We start from the raw sequence: 17,403 nt of genomic DNA on the forward strand, positions 1-17,403 counted from the left end.
ATGAATTTAATTTGTGCATTTAAAATTGGTATTAACCAATTATTCACATACTTGATACTACTGGTTGTCTTCGCGCTATCAGGATGCGATAGAGAAGTTTCTCGTTCACCTGTTGAGTCGGAAGCACCAAAAGGATTTATTCATATTAATTCATTACCAGATGGATTTGCTATCTTCCAGAATGGACGAAACACAGGCAGATTAACACCCGATAGTATCTCATATATTGACGGAGGTGATTATGAAATCACTCTCAAGAAAAAATATTTTAAAGATACTTCAATCGTGGTAAGCCTTGGTGATAATGAGAAAATAAGTGTTTTTATTGATATCGCTTCAAATCCTTCAATGTATGGAAAACTGTTTTTGAATAGTTCACCGGTTGGTGCCGAAATTATTTTTAATGACTCAGCTACAGGAAATGTCACGCCTTCAACTTTTTCAAACTTACTGCCGGGTGAATATTTAATTAAATTCAAACTTGCAAATCACAGAGATATGGAAATCACTTCAATCGTACAGAGCAGTAAAACAAATAGTTACACTGAAACGCTCAGAGATACGTCAGTTTGGGTTGATTACCAGGTTTTTAATTCCGAAATCCAATCAAATAATTTAACGGCAATAGCGATTGACAATAATAATATAAAATGGATTGGGTCTACTGATAAAGGTTTAATTAGATATGATGAAGTGAATTTTGTCAACTATGATTTGACAAATTCTTCAATCCCCGGTAATCAGGTTAATTGTATTAAAGTTGACGATCAAAATAGGATTTGGGTTGGAACTAATTTTGGGATTGGAATCTTTGATGGTAATTTTTGGATTACGTATAATAGAACAAACTCAGGTCTAACTTCAGAATTTATAAATACCATTCAATTTGATAATTCAGGAACTGCATGGATAGGTACAAGCGCTAACCTAGTAAAATTTGATGGTTTTAATTGGACTAACTATAATGAACCAAACAGCCTTGATTGGATAAATGATATTTTTATTGAGACCGATTCAAAATTGTGGATTGCAACAAAGTTAGGTGGTATTTTCCTATTCGAGAATTCAATATTTACATCACTTCCAAAAACCACTTATGGATATCCATCTTATAATGTTAGCTCAATCGACATAGATGCATTTAGCAATTTATGGTTCTGCTTTCTACCTGACACGTCGGGTAGAGGTGCAGTTTCAAATTTCAATGGAGGTAGTTTTAACTCTTACTTACTAGGTACAATACAAAATTTATTTAATCATATTAATATCGATGATGAAGATAATAAATGGGTTGCAACTACAGAAGGCTTTTTTCAGTTCGATGCACAGAACAATTCGGTAGTTTTTGCAACTTACAATTCTTTAATAAGTGCAAATAATATAAAAGCTTCAGCAAGGGATGAAAACGGAAGTGTTTGGATAACCACCACAGGAGGTGGTCTAAACAAATACAAACCACAGCGATAAATTTATTTTACTACCTGGAACACCGAATCTAAGACAGTCCCATCCACCCATTTTATTATTGCGACAACTTTTTCTTTATTCACTTTCGGTTTTGCTGGTGCACCTCCACATATTTCGTCGACTTGTTTCTTCAAATCCTTAATATCAAGAATTGGAATTGATGAATTCTTCATCGCTTTCAATAAATCTTTTCTTTTTGGATTGATGCAGAGTCCTCTTTCAGTTGCGATGACATCAATCAATTCTCCTGGACCACAAAGTGTTGTAACTTCATCAACAATTACCGGGATTCTGTCTCTGAATGATGGGATTGCAAGTATTGTGCATTTTGAATAAAGACAATTCTGCCAACCGCCAATTCCATGTAGTAAGTATCCGTCTGAATGTGTAACAACATTCGCATTGAAGTTTATATCTACTTCTGTTGCGCCGAGTATTGCAGCATCAACCATTGAAGCAAAATTTCCTTTGCCATGAAAATTGTAGCTAGTAAATGGAGAAGTGTTGACATGACCATCATTTTCTCGCATACTTCTTACACCTTCTAGATCGAAAGTTTGACCGTCCAGAATATAATCTGTTAAACCATCTTCGAGCATTTGCACAAGATATTTTGTCGATCCCCCTCTTATAAATCTTGCTTTAACATTTTTCTTTTTCATTCTTTCCTTCAGAAAGATTGCAAATGCGAGTGCAGTTCCACCGGCTCCGGCTTGAAACGAAAATCCGTTTTTCATTATTCCTGCTTCGTCGAGAAACTGAGCAACATACTCTGCAATCAGCAATCGATCAGGTGATTTTGTTACTTCGGTTGTTCCTGAAACTATTTTAGTTGGATCACCTAGCGATTCGACTTCAACAACATAATCAACATTGTTGCCCTGGATTTGCCACGGAACACAAGGGAAGTGAACAAGATTATCAGTCACAACTATAACTCTGTTTGCGTATTCAGAATCACCAAGTGCAAAACCAATTAATCCGCAAGCAGATTTTCCTCTATCACCGGTTGCGTTTCCAAAAGGATCGGAGGTTGGTGCAGCAATGACAGCAATATCAATATGAACTTCGCCATCCTGAATTGATTGATATCTCCCACCGTGTGAACGAAGAACTCCAACACCTTTCATCTTGCCTTCGGAAGTGAATTTGCCGAGAGGGCCATTCATACTTCCCTCGATGTGATGAATAGTTCCATCCTCCAAATATTTTATTAAATGTGAATGAACAGGAAATGAAGCGGAAGGAAACCAGTGAATATTTTTAACACCCATTTCTTTTACAACATCGAACAGCATATTTGTAACCGCATCACCATTGCGAAGATGATGATGTGTTGAAATCGTCATTCCATCTTTCAATCCTGCTTTTTTCAAAGCTGTTTTTAAATCTTTAACAACTTTGTTTCCATCTTTTGGGTAGTCAATGCACGATCTGATTGGTGGTTTAGCTTTATTGCCTGATGGTTTGTATTTATTAATTCCCTGAAAGGGAATCTGTTGTTGTCCATTTACTTCAGTTGGGACTAATCTGCCTGCAGCGTTTTTTACTAATTTCATTGCTTCCTCCAATCTCTACTAATCTGGTTATTCATCATTGCAAGATTTATAGTCCTTTGTGCTCTCTTAACAACTGGCGGATCAATCATTTTACTTCCAAGCGAAACCACTCCGAGTCCTTTCTTTTCAGCTTCTTCGAATGCTAGAACAATTTTTTTTGCTTTTTCAATTTCTTCAGTAGTGGGTGCAAATGCCTCGTGAACAACCTGGATTTGCCTTGGATGAATACAACCTTTTCCCTCAAAACCAAGAGACTTTGCCTCCAGAACGCTTTGCCTTAATCCTTCCATATCTGAAGTATCAGAGAACACTGTATCAATAGCTTGAATGCCAGCAGCTTTTGCAGCATTGACTAACATTTGCCTGGCAAAAATACTTTCACGACCTTCATTTGTTCGCTGGGTTCCGATATCGGCTGTGTAATCTTCGAGTCCTATTGCAAGCGCACAATTATTTTTTGATGCAGTTGCAATTTCGTAAGATTTGATTACTCCGAGTGCACTTTCTATTATCGGCATAAAGTAAATTGGATTTTTAACTTTATGCTGCTTCTTCAACTTTTCGACTTCTTTTTCTAGCTGATGAATCTGTTCTGCTGATTCGCACTTCGGAACTAGAATTACATTTACATTGTGAGGAATGATGTATTTCAGATCATCTAATCCCTTCGGTAATTGATTTATACGAACCATTCTTTCAGCATTATAAAAATCAACTGATCGTAATGCATTTCTGACAAGAAGCTGCGCTGCATCTTTTTCGGTTGGCGCAACGCTGTCTTCCAAATCCAGAATTATTCCGTCAGGAGAATGAAGTCCTGCATTAACAAAAAACTTTGGTTCATTTCCAGGTAGATAAAGTCTGCTTCTTCGAAGTTGATCTTTTTTTGTCGAGTACAGATTTTGCTCAATGATTGGAAGCAGATATTCTTTCTTTGTTTGCGGGAATAATCTTTTTACAGCAAGCTCAAATCGTGCTGCCATTACGAAAGGTAACGCACCATAATCTTCGCAAAGAATTATTGCGTCTTTCAATCCGAAGAATTTTGACATATCGAGAATCATTTCTTTAATTGATTCTCCATACATCGATTCCACTTTACTTTTAATTTCGAGTTTAACACCACCAGAATTTTTTAACTCAATTTCAAAATAACAATCAGAACGGACTGAGTCGCCTCGTTTGCCTGCTGATGAATTGGTATTCCTGCCCCTCATAAAAAAAATCTCCAATTTAATAATTCTTATTTATTAACTGTAACAAATTTAATGATTAAGCAGTTAATTATTATATCAACTTAAATTAGATTAACATAAAACTTTCAGAGACGATGATCGGTAAGTTTGGCACAAAATAATAATTGCTTTTTATCCTTCTATGGTTTACATATGTTATTAAGAAACCATTCATATTTGCGAGAGTATCCCAAATGAAAAAAATATTCCCTTTGCTATTAGCATTTTGTTTTTTTTGTTTGATGAATAAATCAATATTTCCTTGCAGTATTATTTATGTCCCTCCTGTAAAATTTGATTCAACAGAATATATTTTTATTGGAAAGATTATGGATTATACAGGTAACATCTATTCTGATTCACTACACCGAAGTTTTCAGGGATTGATCGTTGAGATTATTGAATCGGTATATCTGCCAGACACGATCTATAGAAAAATTAAAATTGTTCCTTATGAACTGGGGGCAGCCTGTGAATTGACCACGTGGGACGAAAAATCTTTTAAACAATTATATCCTGTAGGAATGGAATTAAGAATAGTCGGGAAGAAATCAGTATTTATTAAGAATGATATTGAAGCAGATTTTATCATACTTGATATAAGTCCTCGCAATATGTTTAGATTATCTAAGAATTTTAAGGAACCTGCTATTTTGTTCTCATCAAAAAAGTCAATTTATGATTATAGATATGCTTGTATCGATTCCAACAAAAGTTTTCTAAAAAAACTGACATTATATAATTCGAAAGAATCTGAAAACCTGAGGCTATCTTATCAGGAGCAATATCATTTCGAATTGCGGAAGGATTTTTACCGTCTTTCAGTTGCGTCATCAGATGTGGATAAGGCAGAAATAATAAAGAGACTTTTTTCTTTCAGTTCATATTCAAAGAAAGATTTTTTAGAGATAATTAATGGAAATATCAAAAGTGATGTCATTAAACAAGAAATGATATTGCAAATGCCAAAAAGATTTGAGCGTCCTGCTGCCGATACCACGCTGCATCCTGAAATTCCCGCTTCATTAACTTCTAGATGGTTTCAAACTAATGGTCCTTACGGTGGTTCGATAACCAGTCTTATTTTAAATAACTCAGATCAAAACTCTCTTCGCGGGGACAAGAACAAATGGAGTATTTCGTTCAACCAATAATGGGGAAAATTGGTTTTCAATTAATTCTGGATTAACCAATCCATATATTTATACTGTTTTTACTAATGGTAATAGTATTTATGCAGGAACCGATTCCGGTGCATTTCGTTCAACAAATAACGGAGAAAGCTGGATAGCTATAAATAATGGATTTGAGATTAAAAAAGTTTTTCGTGTTTACGCATTTGCTATCTCAGAGAAATATCTCTTTGCTGGAAGTAATCATAGCGGCGTCTTTCGTTCATCTGATAATGGGGAAAGCTGGTTGGCAGTTAATTCAGGATTATCAAATTTACAAGTTAATTGTCTTTTAACTTGCGAGAAATATCTATTCGCAGGAACGTACGGAGGAATTTTTGTTTCAACAGATGATGGAGAAAATTGGCGATCTATTAATACTGGACTTCCAAATCGTCTTTATCCAAATACAAAGATGGTATGGTTATATGTTAATACTGTCTGGATGAGCGGAGATAAAATATTTATCGGAACAGAGGAAGATGGTATGTATTTATCAACAAACTTTGGAGAAACGTGGACTCCTGTTAATCTTGATCTAAAAAAAACCCGTGTTAATTCAATAAAAGGAATTCCCTCAAATCTGTTTGTAAGTACAAGAAATGGAATATTTCGCTCAACAGATAATGGAGAAACTTGGAGCGGGCTTAAAAAAGATCTCTCAAGATCTGTATATACATCAATTGCCCCTCATGATTCAATACTTTACACAGGGGACAATGGAGTTCACTATTCTTCTGATTATGGTAAAACATGGTTTAACATTAATGAAGGATTAAAAAATACTGCCATAGATGATCTTAGTGTGCGCGCTGATGATCTAATTGCAAAAGTTTATACCCAAGGAATATTTCTTTCAACAGATAATGGTTTTAGTTGGTCGTCAATCAGTGAGAATTTACAATTCAATGAATTTAATTCCGTTGCCTGTGATGAAAAAAAGATTATTGTTGTAACAACAGATGCGATGCTGATTACTTCTGATGATGGTGAAAATTGGTCACAAATTTTAATAAATAAAAATACTCGAAAAGTATTTTTTATTATGAATAAACTCTTCGCTTCAGTTGATAACAATCTTTTATGTTCATCGGATTTTGGCAAAAGCTGGGATACACTCCTTACAAGAGTGATTGTCAAATCAATTAAAAAAAGTGGCGATGATCTTTTTCTCATAACTCATAAGGAAATGCTTCGTTCAACTGATAATGGAATAAAATGGATTCCTGTAAATACTGATGAAGATTGCATAGTTAGTTCATTTGTAGTCGGCGATGACAAATATTATGCTGTAGCTGGAAAGTGTGGTGTTATTGTTTCATCTGACAATGGTAATAGCTGGCTTGCATATGATAATGATTTTAAATTTTATGGGTTTAGTAATCTTACTACTCACGGTAAGTATTTATTTGCAACTTCAGAACGTTTAGGAGTTTTTCTTTCCTTGAATGAAGGTAAGGACTGGATTCCATTTAACTTTGGACTAAAAGATTTATGGGTACTTTCTCTAACAGTAAAGAATAATGTTCTCTATGCAGGAACTACAACCGGTGTTTGGGCGCATGAGTTAAACAATTAATTTCTTCATAAATTCTTTTGCTGTAAGAAGCTCAGCATTAAAAATAGCATCCCTCACTTCACTTCGTCTTCCTTTTGTAAGAAGTTTTCCAACAAGTCCTTCAAATTTATTATCGAGGTCATCCATCGTCATTGGTTCTCTTGGATCTCCTTTAGGATACTCGAGATACTCAGAAAATTGTCTTCCATCTTTTGTCTTTACAACAACTTTGCTTGGTTGTTTTGTAGGAAACATTTTTTCAAATTCCTGTGATGGTTCACCTTTTATCCTGTTAATAACTTCCCAGATTCTCGGGTCCTTTAATTTCTCATCACTGAAAGATTGAGTTGTTACTTTATGATCAACCAATGCAGCAGCAATGCAGTAGGGAAGTGAATGATCTGCAGTTTCTCTGGATTCAGGACGATACTTATGCGGATCAAATAAAATATCATAAGCTTGAGCGAGCGTTGTTAATGTTACAGTTTCAATTTGGTCGTAGGTGATATTGTTTTTTACAACTGCATTAAGTGTTGCAGAAAGATGAGTATGAGTTAACGCTTCAGTAGGGAAAGCTTTCATACTGCATTCTAAAATTTTATAACTCTCACCTAAGCCACCGATAAGTTTTTCGATATTCCATTTCCAATCAGAAACTCCATCTCGTCCTCTCATACTTACCGGATCAACTTTTTGTTCTTTCGCATTCCATCCAAGAAAAGTATCCATGAATCCTTCTTTACCCTCGAACACAGCTTCAGTGCCGGTGTAACCTTTCTTAGCCATCAACGCCGCAAATACTCCGCTTTGAACTGCCATCGGATCAACAGTGTTTTTCATCATCGTAAGTTTTCCTGCTGTCGGACAACCGATTGTGTGATTATGACTTCCGCTAATTCCAACTGCGTTCACCATTTGGTCAACATTTAATCCCAACATTTTACCTGCAACAATCGGTGAAACAAATTGAGTTAAGGTTGCGTGATGCCATTTACGTTCACGAACACCGGGCGACGCAAATAAGCAAAGTCTTTGTTCAAATTCATAAGCGAGAACGATTGCTGTGATTACTTCTTTCATCGAAGCACCAACCATTTCGCCAACAGAAAGTGCTGCAGGAATAATATCAGACGGATGAGATGGATCTTCTTTCCAGTAGATGTCATTGAAGTCGAGCGCACGGATCATAAGTGAATTAACGAGTGTTGTATTGACTGCAGGAATTCTGTCACCAAAACCAATTACGGTTGATTCCTTTTTGCCGCCCATATCTTTGTAAATGTTGTGAATAATTTTCACATCCTTTGTGCGATATCCACCGTATGCACAGCCGATAGAATCGTACAAATATCTTTTTACTTCGTGTATTACTTCTTTTGGTAAATCGTTGTATTTAAGATTTACTGCAAATTCTGAGATGGTGCGTGATATTGATTTATTCATATTTTCCCTTAATTTTTTTGATGTCATTGCGAGCGAAGCGAAGCAATCATTTTATGCAGATTGCTTCATTCCGATAAATCGGGATTCGCAATGACGGTTGTGTTACAAATTCTTCTTTACCCACTCCTCAAGTCCACCGGTAACTATCAACTCCTGCGCAGCCTCACCAACCGGATCAATAGAATAGGTTTTATTATCAAAAGTTAAAACTGAATTTTCAAAATCTATTTTTACATTTATTCCTGTTTTCACAGTGAGTTTTGCTTTTCCATACTTCGCTTTCAAATTATTTACAAGCGAAGGACATTCAATTAGCAAGTATCCGTTGTTCAAAGCATTTCTTTTGTATGTTTCGTTGAATGTTCCAGCAACAACAAGCTGAATGCCTTTATACTTTAATGCTGTTGCAGCCTGCTCACGTGAAGAACCAGTTCCAAAATTAAAACCACCAACAAGAATATCTCCGGCTTTTGTGATCTTAACAAATTCAGAATCATAATTTTCCATTACGACTTCTGCTTGCTGTTGCGGGGTCATATCATCATTGTAAGATTTGCCCGGGTAAATTCCGTCAGTATTAAGATTATCCTGATGACAGAATATTAATTCACCTTCAACAACAGGTTTAAAACCATCAATAATTTTTACTGAAGATTTTTTCTCAGATTTTTTTTCATTTATCTTGATTGATCCTTTCAGTTCGCGGTGTTCTTTATTCTTCCAATCGAAATAAATTTTACCTGCAACTGCCGATGCTGCTACAACTGCAGGTGAAGCAAGATAAGCCTGTGCATTTGGTGAACCCATTCTTCCTTTAAAATTTCTGTTCGTTGCAGAAATTCCAACTTCACCATCTTCAAGCAAACCTGTTCCGAGACCTATACAAGGTCCGCAACCTGGTGGAAGAGGAATTGCACCAGCTTCGATTAGTGATTGCCAGTAACCGTATCGCTCTGCTTCTTTTTGTACTTCACTTGATGCAGCAGCAATGTAAAACTTTACATGATCAGCAACTTTTTTCCCTTTCACTTCTGCAGCAGCTTCCGCAATATCATCAACTCTACTGTTAACGCAGGACACAAGATATGCTTTATTAATTTTAACGTTCTTCTCTTTTAGTTCTGAAACTGCGGCATAAGTTTTTACTGTGTTCGGACCGGAAACAAATGGTTCTATTGTAGTCAAATCAATTGATAATTCTTTTGCATAATAAGCATCAGAATCTGCTTTTGGAATGTTGTGTTCCAATTCTTCAATTCTTTTGTGATTAATTCTTGGATGCTGTCCTTTTCCATCTGCATCTGAAAAAACTCCTTCAAGTCCGCGATGTTCTATAAAACTTTCTCTTCTTTTCAGCCATAAAATTGTTGCAAGATCAACCGGAAAGACTCCTGCAAGCGCGCCCCATTCGGTTGTCATGTTTGCAATTGCAAGTCTTTCATCGATTGTAAGATAACGAATTCCATCTCCGACAAATTCAATTGCGTGGTTAAGAACTTCATCATTATTGAAGTAACCGCACAAAGCAATTATAACATCTTTTCCGGTGACACCGTGTCGAAGATTTCCTTTCAGTTCAACTTTTGCGATTGGTGGAACCTGCCACCATGTTCTTCCTGTTGCCCAGATAGCAGCAGCGTCAGTTCGTACAATTGGAGTTCCCAAACAGCCCAATCCACCATACATATTTGAATGTGAATCAGAAGCAACCGCCATTGTACCTGGGAATGCATAACCTTCTTCACACATAATTTGATGTCCGATACCCCGACCAGCTGGATAAAAGTCAGCTCCAACAGATTTAGAAAAATCTTCTATCTTTTTATACTTCTCTAAATTTTTTTCTGTTTTGTTTTGAATATCGTGATCAAGAGTGTGAACAACCTGTCGTGGATTAAACAGTTTCTTTGCCCCAATCGATTTGAATTTTGGAATAACTGCGCCGGTGTTATCGTGCGTCATAACATACGCAGGTTTAATTGATAAATAATCACCTGCATGAACTTCGTGTTTTGGATCTAATCCAAATGCAAATTTTTGTGCTATTTTTTCGATGAGGGTCTGGGACATAAAACCTCCTATGCTTTAAATGGATCAAATGAAACGAAGTCAGCATGATGAACAATTATTGCTTCAACATTTCTTTTAGCCAAATCGCCTTCTTTTGCATGATATGCGATTATGTGCTGTACTTCATAAGGCAAACCAAAACGATCAGCAATTGATACCCCGCTAAATGGATGGCGAAGCAAAGTTCCTGCTTTACTTGTTACAAGTTTACCATCTACTTTATCATATTCTATTAACTTACCGATATCTATTAATATTGCTCCTGCAATAAGCAGATCCATATCTATTTTTATTTCATCACCAAAATTTTCTTTCATCCTTTTTGCAATATCCACAGACAATTGAACTGCGGTTCTCTTATGATTCATAAAAGATATTTTACAATCTTTAATCAACAATGAAAATGGAATCACTTCTAGATCTTCAGGAGAGAGAACGGAGTTTTCAATTGCATAGACCCAGCAGTCCAGTACTTTTTCTCTGAGTTCTATATTTTCGATCCAGTTTATTTCAGGCCATATTTTTAAAACTTTTTCGCGCATTTGAATTTCCTTTTAATCAATTTTAATTTCAGATAATTGTTTACCGTTAATCAGAACACCATAAGCTTTAATGCCAAGCATTACTGACAATGCAAATAACAGAACAGATATAATAGCTAGCGAGTAATTATTGATAATAAAATTCTGATAAATCAAAGTTCCAAGTGCAGTGAGTGTAACAGCAAACATGAAAATCATTGGAATCAGTACAAATAAAAATCCTTTCTTAAGATTTGCAACCCACACTGTTAAGGCAAGCAAGGCGAGTGCTGCGAGCAATTGATTAGCACTTCCGAATACCGGCCAGATTGACATTGTTTGTCCGCTGAATGTAAGTGCAGCACCAAAAACAACAGTTATTCCTGTCGCAATAAACCTGTTTTGCATAACTGATTTTTTTTCTGGCTGATCTTTTATTTCAAAATATTCCTGGAACATAAATCTTGCTAATCTTGTCGCTGTATCGAGCGAAGTAAGTGCAAAGGCAGAGACAGCAAGAGCAGTGAATGTCTGTGCCAGAGGAATTGAAATGTTTAACACTGGAATTGCATTTATGAATCTTGCAACACCGAGTGAAAAAGCGGGAACCGGTCCTTTATTAACAAGAATATCCAAAAATTCTTTATTTACCATTGAAGCAACCGCAACGAGAGATAACACAGCAAGTAATCCTTCAATCAACATCCCACCATAGCCAATAATTCTACCATCAGTTTCTTTGTTCAGCTGTTTAGCAGTCGTCCCACTTGCAACCAGCGAATGAAAGCCACTGATTGCACCGCAAGCAACAGTAACAAAGAGAGCAGGGAATAGGTATCCGACTTTATCTAACGAAAATGTACTGAATGCAGGAAGATTGATTGATGGAGCAGCAAAGAAAATTCCAACAAATCCTAAAATCATTAATGCATATAGGAAAAAAGAATTTAAGTAGTCTCTTGGCTGAAGTAATATCCAGACCGGAGTTACTGATGCGGTAAATATGTACGCGAAAAGAATTAATTGCCAGGAAAGATTATCAAGTTGTATCGGGAAAGCGTTCCCAGCTGGAATAGATAGGAATAAAAGAATAACGCCAACTATTGTTGCAATCCAAAGTGGCACTTTAAATTTATACAAAGCTAATCCGAATATTACGGCAAGTAACATAAACAGAATGGATGAAGTACCGGCACTTGGAATATGCGTAAAAGTATCAGCAACAATAATTGTAAATACAGCTATTACAAGAATCAAAGTTGCCCACGAAAAAATGAGGAATAACTTTTTACCATTCACGCCAAGGTAAGTTTGAATTACGTACCCGATCGATTTACTTTGATGACGAATTGATGCAACTATGGATGAATAATCGTGAACACCACCAATGAATATAGCACCAAAAATTACCCACAGATAAACCGGAAGCCAGCCGAATCCGGCAGCGATTACAGGTCCGACAATCGGGCCTGCACCTGCAATAGATGCGAAGTGATGACCAAGTAACACCGGAGCTTTTGCCGGGACATAATCAACTCCATCGTACATAGTGTGCGAAGGAGTGTTTTGGCTGTTGTTCACTTCAAGCCGTTTGGTTATAAATCCTCCATACAGCTTGTAAGCAACAGCATACATTACTAAAGCGATTAGTATTAATTCTATTCCGTTCATTTTCTTAATGTCAAATGTGAAAAGTCAAATGTCAAAAGTTAATTTATTTTGCTCTTTCAGTAAACTTTGAAAGTTTTGCGAATAGTTCATTTAGCTTTTCCTCAATTTCTTTAATTGTTTTATCATCCAAATAATTTAATGTAATTGCAATTTCCAAATGATTATCCACTTCAACCAGAGATGATCTAGCAATCTCATAAAATCTTTTTCTTTCCACTAAACTTTTCCTTGAGGATCCTTCAGCAATGTTTGCCGAGATAGATACTGAAGCTCTTCTAGTTTGGCTTGTCAATCCAAACAATTCCTCTTTTGGGTATTGTGATGTAATCTTATAAATGAATGAAACAAATTTCACTGAAAGTTGCCAAACATTAAGATTTTTATGATTTAGTTTTAGCATTAAATCTCTTTATAGATTTAAAATATTAAAAATCATTTGACTTTTGACGTTTACCGTTTCACAGTTTTGAAATTATCTCATCCGTCATCTGTTGAGTCGTGCAGGCACCTTTACTAAATACATCAGGACCACCGCGAAGTTTCATCATATCGTAAGTTTTAACTTTTCCTTCTTCAACAACTTTTGCGATCGCTTTTCTAATCCTGTCAGCTTTTTCCGTTTCACCAATATGATCGAGCATCATACAGGCACTCATTATCATCGCAATTGGATTAACGATCGAAGGATTTAGTTCTTGATATTTGGGCGCACTTCCGTGTGTTGGTTCAAATACAGCAACTTCATCGCCAAGATTTGCACTGCACGCAAATCCAAGTCCGCCGACTAATCCTGCGAATCCATCGGAAATGATATCACCGAACATATTCTCTGCAACAACAACTCCATAATCTTCCGGATTTTTTGTCAGCCACATCATTTGAGCATCAATATTTGTATCCCACATCGAAATTCCAGGGTACTCTTTAGCAATTTCTTTTCCAATCTTTAACATCATTCCGGAAGTTTCGCGAAGAACGTTCGGTTTTTCACAAACGGTTACATTCTTATATCCAAATTTCTTTGCATATTCAAATGCTGCCCGGATAATTCTGGTGGCAGCTTGTTTGGTAATGATTCTCGTTGAAATTGCAAGTTCTTCATTAGGAACATCTTTGAATGCTTTCCACTTTGGATGTGATTCAAATGCAGCACGAACATTTGCAGGAGGATTTGTCCATTCGAGTCCAGCATAAAGTCCTTCTGTGTTTTGTCTGAAGATGACAGAGTTAACTATTGGTTCTTCATATCCACCTTTACCATCTTTGCGAATGAAGTTTAATGGATTTCCTTTAAACGATATACAGGGACGAATACATATATCAAGATTAAAAATCTGTCTCATTGAAACGATTGGTGAAAAGTAAGAGTATCCTTTTCCTTTTAAAGATGGATCAAGTTCCTTATCCGCTGCATCTTTTGGTTTGGATGTGATCGCACCGAAGAGTCCGAGTTTATGTTTCTTTAATAAATCAATTGTTCTTTGAGGAAGAGCATTACCTTCAGAACACCAAAAATCCCATCCGATATCTCCGTGAACATATTCGGCGTCAAATCTAACTGCGTTTAATACTCTAATTGATTCGGGTAATACTGTTTTACCAATGCCATCTCCGGGCATTGAAACGATAGTTCTTTTCATAAAAATGTATCCTGGAAAAAGTGAAAAAATTGTTATTGAAAATTAGATATTTGGCTGTAGGTAAGCAAGATTATAAGAAGTGATTACATCGAAAATTCCTATTTTAGCCATGTTAAAAATTGTGAAAATTCAAACAAAGGATTTGCACTTTGATTATAATGATAAAGGAATATCAGAATTGAATAATAGTCCACTACAAAAACTGATTGATGAAGAACAGATCCTTTCAAACTTCAATGTTGATGGGAATTCGGATAATAAATTCATTTCGGAAGTTTTAAACGTTTATGTTAATGAATTACCATTTATCAGCAAAGAATTAGAAATTTCTTGTAAGAAAAAAGACTCAAACCGAATAACTTTCTATACTCATAAACTTTCAGGTAGTCTGTTGAATTTAGGATGTAATGATTTAGTTGTCTTATGCCAGAGTATTGAAAAATCAATGAAGAAAAATATTTTTGACGAAAACTTTTCTCTTATGATTCGTGAATTAACCGGGAGTATTAAAAAGCTTGTCGCTGAATTGAATGAATTGATGGAGAAGTATCCGGTTTCCGGTGATAATCATTAATTGCATCTAAATCTATATTTTATGATAAAGAAAGTACCCGCTAAGCTTAATAGGTCTATCAGTCTTACTGAAAGAGAAATTGTTAAATATTCTCAAAGAATGTTAACACTTGATAGAAAACAAACCGTTCAATCAGTTACCAATAAAATTATCAATCAGGATATTTTTGAGGTATTTAAATGTCTTCCTGGAAATTTTGTTGACTTGTTGTTTATTGATCCTCCGTACAATCTCACAAAAAAATTCAATAAAGTTTCATTTAAAGAAATGAAAGACACTGACTATGAATCCTGGCTTGATTCATGGCTGAGCAAATTGAAATTTTTATTAAAGGACAATTCGTCCATATACATCTGCGGCGACTGGAAAACTTCTTCGTCGATATACAATGTCGGTTCTAAGCATTTCACTGTAAGGAACAGAATCACCTGGGAAAGAGAGAAGGGAAGAGGAGCAAAAGCTAACTGGAAGAATTGCAGTGAAGATATCTGGTTCTTTACAAAATCGAATAACTATACGTTTAATGTCAACGAAGTCAAACTCCGACGGAAGGTATTAGCGCCATATACGGATGAAAAAAGAAATCCAAAAGACTGGAAGAAAAATTCATCAGGTAAATTCAGAGATACATCTCCATCAAATATCTGGAATGACATTTCGATACCATTCTGGTCAATGCCGGAAAACACTGATCATCCAACTCAAAAACCTGAAAAACTTCTTGCAAAAATTATCCTTGCCAGCACGAATAAAGGAGATTTTGTTTTTGATCCTTTTCTTGGCTCCGGAACAACAGCAGTAGTTGCAAAAAAGCTTGGCCGGAAATTTTTAGGAATTGAAATCGATAAGTATTATTGTGCTCTTGCCTTAAAGAGATTGGAATTAGCTGAGAGTAATAATAGAATACAAGGTTATGAGAATGGGGTTTTTTGGGAAAGGAATACTTTGACTGAACAGGTCAAAAGTCAGAAGTCAAAAGTCAAAAGAAAATGACTGCAAATTCTCAAGTATAATCTTTAAATTCGAACTATAAATTTTACATTATTCATTCTAAATTGATTCTGGGTGCCGGTTAACAAGCTATTGCCCAACTCCGTCAGGTCCGGAAGGAAGCAGCGGTAAGCAAAAACTTGTGTAACTGGTTACCCTTTTTTATTTTGAGGCGGGATTAGAAACTCGAGCACTCCTTTACCAACGATTGCTTTTTCCTTAAAATGAATTTTAGCAATTGAACCCGCAGGAATTTTGTAATGCGTTTCTTTTGAACTCGTCATCGCTGCAATATGATCAGCTATATCCGGTTGATGACCTACCATTGCAATTTCATTAAGATTCAAGGAGCGGGCAATTGAAAGAAGATCATCTGTCATCCCACCATTAAGCAGACAGATTTCTTCAACCACCTCAAACTCTGCCTTAAATTCATTGTTGATTAGCTGCGCTGTCTGTTTAGCACGCTTCAATGGAGATGTCAGGATGATATCAAAATGATCAATATAATGTTTCCAGAAAATCAATGAGGTCTTAAGAATTTCTATCCCGTTTGCAGTTAGCATTCTTTCTTCGTGGGGTTTATTATCTGAGGGCGGTTCTGCTTCACCGTGTCTTATTAAATATATATTCATTTTAGAAGTGATAAAATATTTTTATTCGCACATAAATTAATATTGTCTGAAATAATTTTTCAAATCCACAGCAAGAAATTATTACTGGTTAATGATTCAGAAAATCTAATTTACGTTTTTAACTGAATCGGATCCTGAATCCTTAATTTCGGCTGGTATTTCTGATTTAAGGACTGTCCAGTTAAATTCTTTTATCTGCTGTTTGACATAATTATTAAACAGGTCGGATTTACTTAAATATTTTTCTAAACCAGGATTAAAATAAAATGTATCAATTTGACTCTCAGCTTCCTTCTCAGATAAGCCTGTAATTTTAGTTAGTATAATATTTTCAGTGATCGATTCAACTGTTTGGTTTGTGATTTTATTCTCTTTGACAAAACGACTGAGAGATCTGTAAACCAATGCTGCAGAATTTTCGAAAATTTCGTAGATAGAAAGCCGGTCAAGTGAAAGAACATCTTTTGTTAAAAAACTCTCCTGAACAAAAACAAATCTTCGTTTTCCCAATACATTCCACTCTGAACTTAAATAGCCATTCAATGATTTATCGAGTAAGTACATATTCAACTGATCATCAAAAATGGCAAATAGATTTAAAGTCGGATCGTAGTACTCGAGCAAGACTGAATAAAAAACTTTATTGTTGATGGCCAGACTTTCAACCGTCAGGTCGTTGAAATTTGTTTGATGGATGTGCTTATCAGTTAAAAATCCGGGCAATTTTTCGTTTGCTTCCGGATCCCCTGATATTGCCTTTACGATTAGACTTCGAAGCCCTTCGTTATTAATTTTATCAATTTCAGAGCCACAGCTAACCAATAGCAGATTAGTTAGCGCAACGATGATCAAAATATATTTATGCATT

Annotated in this window: 15 protein-coding genes and 1 other RNA gene; 6 read left to right on the plus strand and 10 right to left on the minus strand. The window is 35.7% G+C overall.

The annotated features are described in order from the left end of the window. Complete coding sequence (locus tag IPM14_13320) at positions 1 to 1,467, plus strand: PEGA domain-containing protein (protein ID MBK9099073.1); 1,467 nt, start codon at positions 1 to 3, stop codon at positions 1,465 to 1,467. 2 nt (positions 1,468 to 1,469) lie between these two features. Here the strand turns inward: IPM14_13320 and IPM14_13325 are convergent, their stop codons facing one another. Both IPM14_13325 and IPM14_13330 read right to left on the minus strand, forming a co-directional pair. Then, positions 1,470 to 3,026: a citrate lyase subunit alpha gene (locus IPM14_13325; GenBank protein ID MBK9099074.1), complete on the minus strand. Its 1,557-nt coding sequence runs from the start codon at positions 3,024 to 3,026 to the stop codon at positions 1,470 to 1,472. After that, positions 3,023 to 4,243, minus strand: a complete 1,221-nt coding sequence (locus IPM14_13330; protein MBK9099075.1) for an HpcH/HpaI aldolase/citrate lyase family protein — start codon at positions 4,241 to 4,243, stop codon at positions 3,023 to 3,025. Before IPM14_13330 ends, IPM14_13325 begins: the two co-directional genes overlap by 4 nt. Before the next feature lie 212 nt (positions 4,244 to 4,455). Here IPM14_13330 and IPM14_13335 point away from each other — a divergent pair, with 212 nt between their 5' ends. Further along, complete coding sequence (locus IPM14_13335; GenBank protein ID MBK9099076.1) at positions 4,456 to 5,415, plus strand: hypothetical protein; 960 nt, start codon at positions 4,456 to 4,458, stop codon at positions 5,413 to 5,415. Between the two features lie 265 nt (positions 5,416 to 5,680). Beyond that, positions 5,681 to 7,012, plus strand: coding sequence for a hypothetical protein (locus IPM14_13340; GenBank protein ID MBK9099077.1), 1,332 nt, complete (start codon positions 5,681 to 5,683; stop codon positions 7,010 to 7,012). Here the strand turns inward: IPM14_13340 and IPM14_13345 are convergent. From IPM14_13345 to IPM14_13370, 6 genes are all read right to left on the minus strand, one after another. Continuing rightward, the gene (locus tag IPM14_13345) at positions 7,001 to 8,434 is read right to left on the minus strand and encodes an MmgE/PrpD family protein (GenBank protein ID MBK9099078.1); all 1,434 of its coding nucleotides are present in this window, start codon (positions 8,432 to 8,434) and stop codon (positions 7,001 to 7,003) included. The genes IPM14_13340 and IPM14_13345 overlap by 12 nt on opposite strands. Positions 8,435 to 8,536: 102 nt before the next feature. After that, the gene (gene lysF / locus IPM14_13350) at positions 8,537 to 10,504 is read right to left on the minus strand and encodes a homoaconitase (protein ID MBK9099079.1); all 1,968 of its coding nucleotides are present in this window, start codon (positions 10,502 to 10,504) and stop codon (positions 8,537 to 8,539) included. 8 nt (positions 10,505 to 10,512) lie between these two features. After that, positions 10,513 to 11,046 carry an HD domain-containing protein gene (locus tag IPM14_13355; GenBank protein MBK9099080.1) on the minus strand — a complete coding sequence of 178 codons (534 nt, stop codon included), beginning with the start codon at positions 11,044 to 11,046 and terminating at the stop codon, positions 10,513 to 10,515. Positions 11,047 to 11,058: 12 nt separating this feature from the next. Next, positions 11,059 to 12,696: a carbon starvation protein A gene (locus IPM14_13360; GenBank protein ID MBK9099081.1), complete on the minus strand. Its 1,638-nt coding sequence runs from the start codon at positions 12,694 to 12,696 to the stop codon at positions 11,059 to 11,061. Positions 12,697 to 12,739: 43 nt separating this feature from the next. After that, positions 12,740 to 13,096, minus strand: coding sequence for a four helix bundle protein (locus IPM14_13365; protein ID MBK9099082.1), 357 nt, complete (start codon positions 13,094 to 13,096; stop codon positions 12,740 to 12,742). 58 nt (positions 13,097 to 13,154) lie between these two features. Further along, the gene (locus tag IPM14_13370; GenBank protein ID MBK9099083.1) at positions 13,155 to 14,336 is read right to left on the minus strand and encodes an isocitrate/isopropylmalate dehydrogenase family protein; all 1,182 of its coding nucleotides are present in this window, start codon (positions 14,334 to 14,336) and stop codon (positions 13,155 to 13,157) included. A 121-nt stretch (positions 14,337 to 14,457) separates the two neighbouring features. Between IPM14_13370 and IPM14_13375 the strand changes: the two genes are divergently transcribed. The 3 genes from IPM14_13375 to ffs all read left to right on the plus strand — a co-directional run bounded on the left by IPM14_13375 (position 14,458) and on the right by ffs (position 16,065). Next, a complete protein-coding gene (locus IPM14_13375) occupies positions 14,458 to 14,910 on the plus strand; it encodes an Hpt domain-containing protein (protein ID MBK9099084.1) in 453 nt (150 codons plus the stop codon). Positions 14,911 to 14,931: 21 nt separating this feature from the next. Next, positions 14,932 to 15,903: a site-specific DNA-methyltransferase gene (locus IPM14_13380; protein MBK9099085.1), complete on the plus strand. Its 972-nt coding sequence runs from the start codon at positions 14,932 to 14,934 to the stop codon at positions 15,901 to 15,903. A gap of 66 nt (positions 15,904 to 15,969) precedes the next feature. Continuing rightward, positions 15,970 to 16,065, plus strand: an RNA gene (ffs, locus tag IPM14_13385) — signal recognition particle sRNA small type. On the opposite strand, the gene IPM14_13390 is transcribed toward ffs, so the two are convergent. Continuing rightward, positions 16,053 to 16,535, minus strand: a complete 483-nt coding sequence (locus IPM14_13390; GenBank protein MBK9099086.1) for a histidine phosphatase family protein — start codon at positions 16,533 to 16,535, stop codon at positions 16,053 to 16,055. The two genes, ffs and IPM14_13390, sit on opposite strands and share 13 nt — an antisense overlap. Positions 16,536 to 16,640: 105 nt before the next feature. Further along, positions 16,641 to 17,402, minus strand: coding sequence for a hypothetical protein (locus IPM14_13395; protein ID MBK9099087.1), 762 nt, complete (start codon positions 17,400 to 17,402; stop codon positions 16,641 to 16,643). Position 17,403 lies beyond the last annotated feature (1 nt).

Source organism: bacterium (assembly GCA_016716565.1).
Classification (GTDB): Bacteria; Bacteroidota; Ignavibacteria; order Ignavibacteriales; family Ignavibacteriaceae; genus IGN2.

Excerpts from the sequence above, each read along its gene's own strand:
- IPM14_13370 (MBK9099083.1), bottom strand. The coding sequence starts at position 14,336 with ATGAAAAGAACTATCGTTTCAATGCCCGGAGATGGCATTGGTAAAACA.
- IPM14_13325 (MBK9099074.1), bottom strand. The coding sequence starts at position 3,026 with ATGAAATTAGTAAAAAACGCTGCAGGCAGATTAGTCCCAACTGAAGTA.
- IPM14_13320 (MBK9099073.1), top strand. The coding sequence starts at position 1 with ATGAATTTAATTTGTGCATTTAAAATTGGTATTAACCAATTATTCACA.
- lysF (MBK9099079.1), bottom strand. The coding sequence starts at position 10,504 with ATGTCCCAGACCCTCATCGAAAAAATAGCACAAAAATTTGCATTTGGA.
- IPM14_13335 (MBK9099076.1), top strand. The coding sequence starts at position 4,456 with ATGAAAAAAATATTCCCTTTGCTATTAGCATTTTGTTTTTTTTGTTTG.
- IPM14_13365 (MBK9099082.1), bottom strand. The coding sequence starts at position 13,096 with ATGCTAAAACTAAATCATAAAAATCTTAATGTTTGGCAACTTTCAGTG.
- IPM14_13360 (MBK9099081.1), bottom strand. The coding sequence starts at position 12,696 with ATGAACGGAATAGAATTAATACTAATCGCTTTAGTAATGTATGCTGTT.
- IPM14_13345 (MBK9099078.1), bottom strand. The coding sequence starts at position 8,434 with ATGAATAAATCAATATCACGCACCATCTCAGAATTTGCAGTAAATCTT.
- IPM14_13380 (MBK9099085.1), top strand. The coding sequence starts at position 14,932 with ATGATAAAGAAAGTACCCGCTAAGCTTAATAGGTCTATCAGTCTTACT.
- IPM14_13390 (MBK9099086.1), bottom strand. The coding sequence starts at position 16,535 with ATGAATATATATTTAATAAGACACGGTGAAGCAGAACCGCCCTCAGAT.
- IPM14_13355 (MBK9099080.1), bottom strand. The coding sequence starts at position 11,046 with ATGCGCGAAAAAGTTTTAAAAATATGGCCTGAAATAAACTGGATCGAA.
- IPM14_13330 (MBK9099075.1), bottom strand. The coding sequence starts at position 4,243 with ATGAGGGGCAGGAATACCAATTCATCAGCAGGCAAACGAGGCGACTCA.
- IPM14_13395 (MBK9099087.1), bottom strand. The coding sequence starts at position 17,402 with ATGCATAAATATATTTTGATCATCGTTGCGCTAACTAATCTGCTATTG.